This window comes from Psychroserpens sp. (assembly GCF_047633235.1).
In the GTDB taxonomy this organism is placed as follows: Bacteria; Bacteroidota; Bacteroidia; order Flavobacteriales; family Flavobacteriaceae; genus Psychroserpens.
Genome location: NZ_JBLIET010000007.1, coordinates 1 through 13,066, shown reverse-complemented (window position 1 = coordinate 13,066; position 13,066 = coordinate 1). Strand labels below are relative to the sequence as shown.

9 protein-coding genes and 1 tRNA gene are annotated in these 13,066 nt (G+C 34.9%); all 10 read right to left on the bottom strand.

Translation table 11 applies throughout. From position 1 onward, the window contains the following. Nucleotides 1-110 precede the first annotated feature (110 nt). The 10 genes from ACJAZK_RS03510 to ACJAZK_RS03465 all read right to left on the bottom strand — a co-directional run bounded on the left by ACJAZK_RS03510 (nt 111) and on the right by ACJAZK_RS03465 (nt 13,027). Complete coding sequence (locus ACJAZK_RS03510; RefSeq protein WP_415222639.1) at nt 111-1,391, bottom strand: T9SS type A sorting domain-containing protein; 1,281 nt, start codon at nt 1,389-1,391, stop codon at nt 111-113. Between the two features lie 12 nt (nt 1,392-1,403). Then, nucleotides 1,404-2,726, bottom strand: a complete 1,323-nt coding sequence (locus tag ACJAZK_RS03505) for a M20/M25/M40 family metallo-hydrolase (RefSeq protein WP_415222638.1) — start codon at nt 2,724-2,726, stop codon at nt 1,404-1,406. A gap of 1 nt (nt 2,727) precedes the next feature. Then, nucleotides 2,728-3,573: a cyanophycinase gene (locus tag ACJAZK_RS03500; protein ID WP_415222637.1), complete on the bottom strand. Its 846-nt coding sequence runs from the start codon at nt 3,571-3,573 to the stop codon at nt 2,728-2,730. 1 nt (nt 3,574) lies between these two features. Next, entirely contained in the window at nt 3,575-4,708 is a 1,134-nt protein-coding gene (locus ACJAZK_RS03495; protein WP_415222636.1) for a PKD domain-containing protein, read from the bottom strand. Between the two features lie 12 nt (nt 4,709-4,720). After that, a complete protein-coding gene (locus ACJAZK_RS03490; protein ID WP_415222635.1) occupies nt 4,721-6,067 on the bottom strand; it encodes a PKD domain-containing protein in 1,347 nt (448 codons plus the stop codon). A 29-nt stretch (nt 6,068-6,096) separates the two neighbouring features. Next, entirely contained in the window at nt 6,097-7,425 is a 1,329-nt protein-coding gene (locus ACJAZK_RS03485; protein ID WP_415222634.1) for a RagB/SusD family nutrient uptake outer membrane protein, read from the bottom strand. A 4-nt stretch (nt 7,426-7,429) separates the two neighbouring features. After that, nucleotides 7,430-10,657 carry a TonB-dependent receptor gene (locus ACJAZK_RS03480; protein ID WP_415222633.1) on the bottom strand — a complete coding sequence of 1,076 codons (3,228 nt, stop codon included), beginning with the start codon at nt 10,655-10,657 and terminating at the stop codon, nt 7,430-7,432. 193 nt (nt 10,658-10,850) lie between these two features. Next, on the bottom strand, nt 10,851-11,912 hold the full coding sequence (locus ACJAZK_RS03475) for a FecR family protein (RefSeq protein WP_415222632.1): 1,062 nt from the start codon (nt 11,910-11,912) through the stop codon (nt 10,851-10,853). A 113-nt stretch (nt 11,913-12,025) separates the two neighbouring features. Beyond that, nucleotides 12,026-12,610 carry an RNA polymerase sigma factor gene (locus ACJAZK_RS03470; protein ID WP_415222631.1) on the bottom strand — a complete coding sequence of 195 codons (585 nt, stop codon included), beginning with the start codon at nt 12,608-12,610 and terminating at the stop codon, nt 12,026-12,028. Between the two features lie 333 nt (nt 12,611-12,943). After that, nucleotides 12,944-13,027, bottom strand: a tRNA-Leu gene (locus ACJAZK_RS03465). Between the last annotated feature and the right edge of the window lie 39 nt (nt 13,028-13,066).

The window sequence follows — 13,066 nt, the reverse complement described above, 5'->3', positions numbered from 1 at the left end:
TCAGGCTCTTTTTTATTTGAAATAAATAGGGTTAAAGGAATTCAAAGAGCAGTACAAATATATTTGTCATCACAGAATACTGCCACTTAAACTTTCAAAGAACAAGATATCTACCTTTTAACGATCTTAAGAGTTTGAACCTTTGTACCTGTTTTTATTTTTAAAAAATACACTCCAAAACTAAGAAAAGAGGTGTCAATTGTAGTATTGTCATTTACTTTAATAGGTATCATTTTCCCCAAACAATCATAAAGCTTTAGGTCTATTAAGTCGGCTTGAGAACTTATTTGTATCTGATCTAAAAAAGGATTTGGAAATACTTCTATTTTTGCAAAGTTATAGTCTTCTACTGATAATGAGCTACACATTGGATTAGTCCCTGCTGCAGAAGTAAAAACACCATTATCGATAGACCAATTTCTCCATTCGCCTCCACTTCCTGTTTCCCAATCTGATAAATCGAAATAATTAACACCACTCTCAGTTCCCGGAACTTTATAAACTTTAATGGCTTCACTATTTCTGTTCCATGTTAATGGAGATCCTGAAACACAAGTTTCTGGTTCAAAATCTGGAGTACAATTAGATTGCAAAAAATAAGCAAACTCATCATAAGCTGGATATTCTCCATATACATAAGCTTGACCATCTGCACCAACACAAACTGCTGTGTATTCATTACAAGCTATACCGAAAGAACGTGTTGAATTATCTTTTGTAATTCTAGCTAACATTACACTATGTCTTGCTCTTCTATCTGGATCATCGTAATGAGAATCTGTGATGACATTATTTAAATAAGGAATATCTAAAAAATCGTCATGCCCTATTGTCACTCTTGGATGATAAGGATTGCTTAAAGCTACTGCATTAGTGAGTGTGCCGTACTGAGCAGAAAAATAATGACCTCCTAAAATTGCTAACCCAGCACTTGTACCGCCAATAACACCTTGTTTGGTATTAACGAAATAATTAAGTGCATCTTCCATAGCATTATCTTTAAAATAGCTCACATAATCGTATTGATCGCCTCCTGCAAACCAAATGGCCTCTGCATTTGCCACTCTTTGCAGTACGTAAGGATCTATAGCACCAGTGGCATTATCTATTACAAATGTCGTCACAGAATTAATGGTAACACCCAAATCGGTATAAAAATAGTTGTTATAACCATCACTTCCTGATGCTCTCAAGACTACAACATCCCCGCCATTTGCTTTGTTTAAAAACCAAATCATAGCATCTTCCTGTTCTGATGCTCCTCCCATTAAACACACACCCTGTTCATGATTAGTGGACACATCTGTTGTACTCCCTGTTTGGTATTCTGTATAATTTTGAGCGAAACTGATTTGTATACTCAAAAATAATAGTAGTGTAATTTTTTTCATAGCTTTCATTTTTTATAATTTGGAATTAACTAATCGGTACATTAATACTGCGGTAATTTTAGCCTGTGTTGCCACCGTATTCAAATTTCCTGTTTCATTTATTGTATGATCTCCACCTCCTCCTGTGAGACCTAGTCCGTCCATTGCCATATCTACATATTCTGAAGTAAACGAAATATCTGCAGCGCCAGCATTTCTAGGATTGACCGCAGAAACGGATCCAAACCCTAAATCCTGGCTTACAGAATTAAAATATTCCAATAACTTTAAATTCCCCTCTGTTAAGGTTAACGGCGGATAAGCACCTTCTCCAAAAACAAGTTGAGCATTGGTTTTTGGATAGTTGCCTGAAACAATTTTTCTCATTGTCGCTTTTGCTTTCTTTAATTGCTCTAAAGAAACAGCCCTTAAATCTCCTCGCACAATCGTTTCTTGAGCCACGACATTAGATTTCCCAAAAGAATGACCTCCTGTTTCATCCGCATCGGGCTTTAAGGTTGTACCACCAATAATAAACCCTGGATTAAACGTTAAATCTTTTTCTTTTGCGAGTTGCAAGTAGAATTCATTCAAAATTCTTGAGGATTCATAGATCGCTCCTGCTCCAATATCTTTAGTGAAAATTTGAGAGGAATGTGCTGGTTCACCTGTCACTTTTAGCTCCCAATCTGCAGAACCTCTTCGAGACACTACAATTGTTTTAGGATTATTATCTCCATTTTCAAAACCTAAAGCGATATCTGCGCGCTTAGCCGCATCAATCAAATCTTTTTTAGACAACTCAATTGGATTTCCACTTTTTTCTTCGTCGCCAGTCATTACTATTTCAATGGACATGTCGTCTAAAACACCAGCATCTTTGAGTGCTTGCATTGCTAAAATGATGATGACATCACCACCTTTCATATCTGCAACTCCAGGACCTTTCATTATAGAATCATTAAGCATGGTGTATTCTTGTAACGGACTTTCCAACTCAAAAACGGTATCTAAATGACCAATTAAAAGAAATTTTGGACCTTTTTCACCTTTTCTCGTGGCTATTAAATGACCTGCTCTACCATAAGCTTCACCATTAGTCAGTGCTGTTTTAAAACCCAATTTATCGAGTTCCTTTTGAAAAAGGCTTCCTACAGCTCTAACCCCTTCAAAATTCATAGTACCACTATTCATATTGACTACTGTTTTAATGAGTTCAATGGCACTTTTTGCATGCTTGTCTACCGCTTTCACAATGTTGCTCTCCTCTGTATTGTTTTGCGAAAAACCTAAAAGCGAAAGGAAAAAGAACACTGGAAGAACGACACTTTTATAATTGAATTTTAAAATCATCATATTAATTTATTATAAAGGTTTCACCTGGCAAGTAAATATTCAATAGTACCCCATGAGCACCAAGTTTATCATTAACTATATTTTTTGACTGTTTTGGATTTTCAAAAACAATCACTTGAGATTCGCCGACGACTTCCATCTGTCTGCCAATTACTAAAACTGCTGTAGACTCATCTATACCAATACCGACTAATTCAGGGTATTCAATAATAGCAGTTAATAAACGATTGTATCTGCTTCGTTTTACAAAATGCTGATCTACAATAATAGTCGTTATAAGTCCTAAGCCTGTTTTAGTTTCAATATTTTCAGATTCTAAATATCTAAAAGTTGAAGCATATTCTGGGTGTTTTAACTCACTTCCTGTAATCATCATTTTGCTCATAACTGCGGCTCCTGCGCTTGTTCCTGCGATTAAAGACCCATTTTTATAAGCGTCGTGAATGGCTTTTTCAATGTCTGTTCCTCCTACAATATCCATAAATCTATTTTGATCCCCTCCAGAAATATAGATCAATTTTGCATTTCTAATAGAATCTAGCTTTGAAGCTTTTAATTTTTCAAGTTTAACAAAATTTAAACCATAGACGTTAGTAACACCTTGTCTATAGAATTGACTAGTTGCATAATAGGCCGAAGAATCAGGCTCTGAACTTGACATTGGCAAAACAACTCCGTAACCTTCCTTATCAATTCCCGATTCTTTAACCATACGATCTATCATAGATGCTGGTCTTGAACCACCACCTATAATAAATAGTTTTCCTTTTATGTCAAAATTTTGAGCCGAACTTTGAAATGCAAGCCCAAAAAACAAACTAAATATAACTAACCTTCTCAATATCATACTATTCTAATTCACCGATAACAATCCCTCTAGTATCGGCTGAATGTGTAAACCACGCTTCTGGACTAGAACCGTCTAAATTTGCTCTCATCATCACATCTGTGCTGCGATCTCCCCAATAAATTTTATTCTCATTGGCATCATAACCTATGCCATAGACCACTCTTCCAATATTCACTGCAATTGTAGAAATATTAGTCCCGTCTAAATCTGCAGATTTTAATCGTACATCTCCAGAAGCGACATACTCATCGTAAAAGATTCGATCACCAATAACCAAGATACTTCCTCCTTCAATAACTGGGATCAATTCAGATTCGCCAGTACCATCTAAATTCTTTACCCAAACGCCTCCATTATAGTTCACCCAATAGAGCTTTCTATTTACTAAATCTATAGAAAGTCCGTCTGGATCATTAGATTGTCCAGTCACAAAATCTTCGACTTGACTCACATCGCTATCATCAATATTTCCTCGTTGAATTCCTGAGCTGGTATCCCAGTAAATTTGATTTTCTTCATAATCAATAGTCATCCCATTAGGTTGATCAACACCTGTTCTAAAATCCTCAAAATTGCTACCATCTAAATTAGATCTGTAAATCTTATCTGCACCATAATCACTAATATAAAGTTTGCTATTTACATTATCAATTACCATCCCGTAGGACGATTGTGCTACGACTCCATTTACCGTTGTAAAAATTGGTGCTTGCGTATTTATAAGTCCTTGATACACTTGTGCGCCATCAGTAAAATAAATAGGGACTCCTGTTGCATTAGGGTCTTTAATAACCACTGTTTTTGTGATCTCATTTATTTCTAGAGACTCAGATGTTGTCACTACCAAATTCACGGAGTAAGCCCCTGACTCAGTATATAAATAAGTTGGGTTTTCTTCTGAGGTGGATTCTCCATCACCAAAATTCCAGTAATACGTGGCAGTACCTACATTACCTGGCACAATAGAATTGTTTGTAAACGTAACGGTTGCTGGCGCAAACTCATCATTATCTATTACAAAAGCAAATTCGGGCACTGTACTGGCTGGTGGCACTGTAAAATCATCATCGGAACACGACTGAAACATTCCAACCGTTAACAATATCGCAATTATATAAATTAAATTCTTCATTGTTCTAAACGTTTATTTTATTAAAGCAATTCCCCTTGGGCTTGCTATTCCTGTTCTTAACACTTGTCTGTCTGTACCATCTAAATTAGCACTGTATAATTCTCCCGAGTCACGACCAGACCAATATAATTTGCCAGCTTCATGATCTATTTGCATCCCGTAAATCCGAGTCCCTTCGGCATCAATAGTTTGAATATTAGTACCATCAAGATTAGCAACTTTTAGTAAATCATCATTTTGGTCGTCAAAATAAATTTTGTCATTTACAGTATCCACCAAAAGTGCGTATCCATAATTTCCTGTAATAATAACATTAGGGTTTGTACCGTCTAAATTCACTTCATACACCTCTTCAATATTAACATCATAAACGTACATTTTACCATTTTCAACATCTAAAGAAATCGCTCTCCAATTCACACCAGACACTGAGAAAAATCCTATCTCTGGATTAGAACCATCTAAATTTGCTTTTGATACATTTCCATCATCATCAACCCAGTAAACTTTGTTTCCGTCAACATCTAGAGCAATCGCATAAGGATCACCAATATTTGTTGCAATTGCTTCAATTCCTGTTCCGTCCAGGTTCATTCTCCAGATATTCCCGAAGGGATACGTATCAAAATCACTAAAATATAATTTCTCATTAACGTCGTCATAAGCCATACCAACACCACCTTTACCAACAGCGTTATAAACATCGCTTACAGCTCCTGTCCCGTCTAAAATTAGTTTTCTCACATACTCGTCACCTATGGCCATGTAATATAAATTAGCTGGCGCTTCGGGTGCTTCACCGATAATGACCTCTTTTGTAAATGTTTGTGAACCAAAAGCACTACTTGCGGTTAAACTTACCGTAAATGTTCCTGCAGTTGCATAAGTAAACATTGGACTTTCCTGTGTTGATGTCGAGTTATCTGCATCTCCAAATTCCCAAGAATACGTGTTTGCACCTACAGATGTATTGACAAACTGAACTGGAATCGTCGCCATAAGATCTTCTTCGTTTTCTACGAAAAACGAACTTGATGGAGTTACCGTAACTTCTAAGTTAGAAATTGTGGACCCTCCAGAACCGGTAGAAACCAAACTCACTAAAAAGACATTACTCGTTGCATATGTTTTTCTTGGTGAGACTTGATTTGACGTTGTACCGTCTCCAAAACTCCATGCATAAGCAGTAGCGTTTTCAGAATTATTAATAAACTGAATCTCTTCACCAACAGCAACTTGAGTTGCACTTGCAGTAAATTCTGCTTGAGATTGTGGTGGTAATACCTCATCTTCTTCACATGTGAAAAATGTGAAAGACAAAATCGCTATAAAAATATAACTGAAAAATTTAGTATTCATAAGATGTGTTTTAATCATGATATTTATTTTTAGTATCCTGGATTTTGAACCATTCCTGGACTGTTGTTAGTTTGTATTTCATCTAAAGGAATTGGGAAAAGCGTTTGATTAGGGCTATTGACATTTGGCAACAGGACTATGGCACGATCTGTTCTTACTAAATCAAACCAACGTTGGCCTTCAAACGCAAATTCTAGTCGTCTTTCGTCTTCAATAATTCTGATTAATTGCGGAATAGATGATTCCATGGTTGGTTGCAAGCCTGCTCGCCCTCTAATTTGGTTGATATCAAATTGAACCGATACTACGTTTGGCGCAGCCAAACTAGCTTCAGCTTCGGCTCTAATAAGATATAGATCTGCTAATCTCAAAATGATATAATTATCAGCTCCAAGACTTAAATCATCGTATTTAATGGCATAGGCTTTATCACCTTCAAAAGCAATACTGCCATCAAATCTTTCGTCGTCAGCCCCATAAGCATCCAATAAATCTTGTGAAGGTTCTACTTCACGTCGTCCATTTAATGACTGCGGAAAATTATACTCTGCAATACGGTTTCTTTCCAATTGCGTAAATGCAATTTCGAAAATAGATTCTGAAGATTCGTCATCTGCAAATACATCACTATAATTTGGCGGCAATGTATATCCGCCATTTGTGATCACATCTGAAGCCAATTCAATCGCTAAGGCATAATCTTGTTTGTACAAATATACTTTTGCTAACAATCCCTTAGCAGCAGCATTAGAGGCTCTAATTTTTACTCCTGACACAGGAAGAAATTCTACAGCGAAGTTTAAATCGTTTATGATTTGGCTGTACACCTCTTCAACTGAATTTCGAGGCGCATCTAAATTTGTAACGCCCACAGTGGGTACCACCTTAATAGGAACACCTCCAAAATAGTTTAACAGATTAAAATGATTTAAAGCTCTAATAAAATACAATTCTGCTAAGGCTTCATTTCTTTCTTGTTCTGTCATATCTGCAATGGTTGGCACTTTATCAATGACATTATTAGCGACATTAATTCCGTCATACGCTAAACTCCAAATACCATCTACAGACCCATTTTCTGGCAAGATATTGTTGTTATTAACTTCTGCATAAGAGCTTGCTGTTGCAGCGAGAGGATGCGATAGATTATCTGCAGCCAAATCTGAAAACAATCCAAACGTTCTTCCGTAGTAACTTAAACTCTGAAACGATGCATAAGCGCCCAAGATACCTTTGTCAATATCTTCTTTCGTCTTAAACGCTTCTTCCGCAGAAATAGAATTTTGAGGTTCTACATCTAAAACGTCGCACGATAATGCCGTGCATAATATGACCATTATAAAAATTATCTTCTTCATCTTTTTAAAATTTTAAATTAGCACCTAAGGTGATCGTTTGCGCTTGTGGATATGTAAAAAAGTCTGTACCAATAACAGAATTATCGTCACCTCTATAATTCACTTCTGGATCCAAGCCTGTGTACTTTGTAAACGTGAGTAAGTTTTGTGCACTCACATACACACGCACACTAGAAAACATTGTTTTCTCGAGCGTATTGTTACCGATTGTGTAACCTAATGTTACGTTTTTAACCCTCATGTAAGAACCATCTTCTATAAATCGAGACGATACACGTTTATTTTGTGCAGATGCAATTGGATCTGTGGTTGCTCTAGGGATATCTGTAATATCTCCAGGTTGTTGCCAACGTCTTGTTACTGCTGTCAATTGATTATCTCCGCCTTGCAAGGATTCTAAGAACAATCTAGAACCATTGAATACATCGTTACCATAAGACCCTTGTAAAAAGACGGTTAAATCAATCCCTTTATAAGTAAAATTATTTGTTAAACCGAATATAAAATCAGGATGCGGATTCCCTACAATCGTTCTATCTGCCGATGTTATTTGTCCGTCAAAATTAGTATCTGCATACACAATATCACCCGTTGATGGATCCACTCCTAAAGATTCATAGCTGTAGAAAATCCCAATAGGCTGACCTTCCATAATTCTGTTTCCACCGCGTCCAATATCATCTATTGGTTGTCCGTTATACAATTCTAAAACCTCATTACGGTTACCAGAAATATTGAACTGTGTATTCCAAGTAAAATTATCCCCAATAAAATTTTGTGTTTCTAAAGAGATCTCAATTCCTTTATTTTCAACTTTCCCTACATTTTCGGTAATTGATGAAAAACCAGAACTAGAAGGCAATGGTCTTCTCAGTAATAAATCGTTGGTTTGCTTGTTGTAGTAATCTGCAGTAAGTGTTATACGATCATTAAATAACCCTACGTTAAGCCCAATATTGAGTTGCGTTGTGCTTTCCCATTTTAAGTCTGGGTTAGGAATATTACTTGGGAAAATTGCTGGTTGCCCACCGTAAGATCCATTTCCGTAGAGTTCTGAGAATAAAAACGGACTAATATCATCATTACCTGTAATACCATAACTCACTCTCACTTTAAGATCTGAAATGGTTTTTTGATTCTTTAAAAAGTTTTCTTCGGAAACGCGCCATGCCACAGATGCTGCTGGAAAAAATCCAGTTTGGTTATTGGATCCAAATTTTGAAGACGTATCAAAACGACCTGTAATTGACGCGATATACTTATCGTCAAAATTATAATTTAAACGACCTAAATACGAACGTATCCCTTCGTCTGAAGCACTTGCACTAGCTGAAACTATTGTTGCTGCAGAGTTGATATACTCTAAATCGTCATCTGCAAAATCCTGACCTCTAATAAAGGACGACCTAAATTGGTATTTTTCAAAGGTGTAACCTACCAATGCATCAATCTTGTGTTTGTTGAATTTCTTTTTGTAATTCAATAAGTTATTAGAAACGATATTAGAAATATTAGAGTAGGTTTCAAATCCTAAACCATTGAATTTCGCACCTTGAACAGTTTTAGTAGATTCATAAGCATGTTCTCTAAAATTCAAGAAATCTACTCCCCATTTTGAGGTAAAACTTAGATCCTCTATAATATCCCACTCCAAATAAACATTAGAATTAGTTCTATATGAAAAATTTTCATTGATAGTTTCATTTGCTATCGACACTGCATTAGAATAAGGACCGTCTTGATTGTAAGACCCATCTTCATTAAAAACCGGGAAAATTGCAGGAGTCGAAATACCATTTGGCAACGGTCCTTGCAGCGTTTGATCGCCTTCAACGCGATTCGTTTTAGCGTAGGTTAAACCTATACTTGCTCCAATTTTAACCTTGTCAGATAATTGATGATCCAAATTTAACCGAGTACTCATTCTTTCGTAATCGGTACCAATCAAAATACCTTCTTGTTTAAAAAACGTTCCGCTCGCAAAAAACTGTGTTTTTTCAGATCCTCCTCTTGCAGACACTTCATAGCTACTTATTGGAGCTGTTCTAAAAATAACATCTTGCCAATTGGTATCGATTGTGATATTATTCATTTGTTCTTCGGTAAAAACAGTACTATTAGTAAGGTCGTTTCTATAATCCATCCATTCCCTTGCGTTCAACATATCTAACTTATTCCAAGCACGTTGCATCCCAGAATAGACGTTAACACTTACCACAGATTTTTGCTGCTTACCACGTTTGGTTGTTATTAATACAATACCATTAGAACCTCTCGCTCCATAAATAGCAGTTGCAGAGGCATCTTTTAATATACTTATAGATTCTATATCACTTGGGTTTAAATCTGAAAGTGCACTTGAGCCTTGACCCGAATAGCCTATCTGTGCAAAATCACCTGTTGTCACAGGAATACCATCAATAATATAAAGTGGTTGATTAGAGCCACTAATGGAACTCAAACCACGAATTCTCACTGACATTTCACCACCAGGAGTTCCCGAATTTTGCTGTACTTGCACACCAGCTGCCTGACCTTGAAGAATACCATCTACAGATGACACGGGTAAATCCTTAACTTGATTAGATTTAATAGAAGTTACAGCGTCGCTCAATAAAGCTTTTTTTTCTGTACCATAGCCAATAACTATAATTTCATCTAAGGCAGCATTATCTGTAACCATTTGCACATCTATTGACGTACCAGTTATTTCAACTTCTTGAGGCAAAAAACCTAAATACGAAATGATTAGCGTCGTTGCATCACCAGGAACCGATAATTTATAATTACCCTCAAAATCTGTAATAACACCTGTATTAGCTCCTTTAACCATGACTGTTGCCCCTACCAATGCCATGCCTGTATCGTCCACAACTTTACCGGTAATTATTTTATTCTGCGGAGTACTTTTAGACTTATCAGCTGGTACTTTAGGATTAATATTCTCCTTAATAACAACTTGCCTTTCATCTACTTTATAAGTTAAATTAGTACCTTCTAATGCCGTATCTAAAATTGTACTAAGTGTTGCGTTTTTAAGATTTAAAGACACGTTATACTTTAACACATTATCTTTGTAAAAAAATATAAATTCGCTTTTACTCTGTATATCTTTAAATAATTCTTCTAAAGTTACATTGTTTACGTTTATATCTATTTTGGTCTGAGCATTTGAAGTATTTGCAAAAGCAGAACTTAAACCAATGGTTATTAATAATAGAAAGATTCTCATAATATTTACCAAATAGTATCTTAAAGACTTTACACTTTTAAAAACGTAAAGATTCTCATATTTATTCATAATTTTGTTTTAGTGGTTAATATTGCTGTTAAATGCAGTTATGTTAATTTTTTAAGCTAGAAGGTGTTCGCGCATCTTCTAGTTTTTTATTACAATTTATTTTGTTTCATATTAGAGCGTTTTATTAATTAATGATTAGCTGATTGTTATCTATCATTTTATATGTAAACGGAGACGTTTCAGCCTGATTAATGATTTTCAAAACATGATCTAAATCTTCGTTTACGTCTAAATATCCTGAAAACATTTGGTTAGATAAATTTTCATCATTGATAATAATATCTACATTATAATACCTTGATAGTTTTTTCATTATAGTTTTTAAAGCATCATTTTTAAAAACAAAAACACCATCTCGCCATGAAAAATAAGTTTCGACATTGACCGTACTTGTGTCGATACGTTTAGCCTTTTTGTTATAAGTAGCTAACGTATTTGGAGCTATTTTTAAATGCTTTTTAGAAGAAATCAGGTTGTCATTCTTATAATGTATTTGAACACTTCCACTTTTAAGCACTGTGAATATAGAGTCGTCATCAGAATAATTACTCACATTAAATATTGTACCTAATACTTCAATATCCTGGTTTTTTGATTTAACTATAAATGATTTTTTCTCATTATGAGTCACTTCAAAAATGGCTTCACCCTCCAGATATACTTCTCTTTTATCGTTTGAAAATATGGCAGGGAATATTAATTTTGAACCAGAATTTAGCCATACTTTACTGCCATCGGATAATACAACTTCCGAACGCTTACCATAAGGAACAATGAGCGTATTATAGACCGCTTTTTTTTGTTTTGAAAGCTCTTGACTTATAGACTTTAAGTTCCCTATGGACACCGTTTGTCCATTGTTAGAGTACGTTATAGCTGAGTCATTTTCTGATATTTCCACATCCTTTGCATCACTTAAAATCAGTTTCACTTTATTTGATGAACCTCGGTCTTTCATAGTATTAACAAAAGCCTCTATTGGCGAAACATCTGGTGTCATATAATTAAAAACACCCACTGAAAACAATAGTACTATTGATGCTGCTGCAAAACTCATCGCATACTTAATACGACGTTTTTTTTGCATATAGGTATAAACTGAGTTTGTAATTTTCTGTTTTAATTGAGCTTTCTCTTCTTTAGAGATCTCATCAAAATTCATTTTATGCGAAGAATTATCTTTCATCTATTTCTAAAACTATGTATTAAGAAGTATTGATTTAAAATATAAAAGACTTTAGGTCTTTTTTATAGTAAGTCAAACATGTTGGAGGTATAGACAAAAAAATATGAGGAATTTTAATAAAAAAAATGAACCAGAAAGAACATATGTAATAACATGCTGTTTCTAAGTGACTTAATCGCCCTATAAATAATAGTTCTTGAGGTTTGCACAGTGACATTCATAATTATAGCAATGTCTTCGTAATCCTTTTCTTCATTAAATCTTAAAAACAAACCTTGCCTTTGCTTTTTACTTAACAAGTTTATTGATTTAGATAATAGATAAGCCCGTTCATTTTTAAGCTCATTAACAATAATCTCTTCTTCCGCAGAAGCACTAAAATCTTTTAAAAAAAGATTATTATCATCAATAGCTTGTATTTGCAACTTCCCTTTACCCTTTTTAAGAATTTGATTTTTCACTGATCGAAGTAAGTAATACTTGACATTATTCGTATCTGCCAGTTTATTTCTATACTTATAAAGGTTTAGGAATACATCATGAATACTATCCATAACTTCTGTTTTATTGGAACAAAATTGAATACCATATCTAAATAAATCGTCAATATAAAGGTCATATAGCTTACCTAAAGCCTCAATATTTCCGTCTTTGAGTTTTGCCCATAAAAGAAAATCGATACCTTTTTTAGCTTTCAAAGTTATATACGCTTTAGATTAATTAATTAAAAATAGTAATATGAAGACACCTAATTACTTCCAAATATATAAATTACTATAATGATATGGAACAAAAGAGAGAAATGAAACCAAGATACTTTGAATATTGATATGTCGTCTTGATTTAGAAAGTATTAAATTTTAAAAAGTCGGCTGAATTGACTGCGTCGAGTCCTATATCAAAATGTTGATAAAAGTCGATTCAACAAAATGGATCCCTTTTTTGGTTTTAAAAAGCACCTTTGAATGCGGAACATTCGGGAACTTTTTAAAACCAGAAAAGTCGAAACTTTCGTTTCGACTTTTCATGTGTACTGAAGACGGGACTTGAACCCGTACGTCCCAGGGGACATTGGATTTTAAGTCCAACGTGTCTACCAATTCCACCACTTCAGCATTTTAGTCCGCTGACTAAAAGTTAATATATATCTTCTC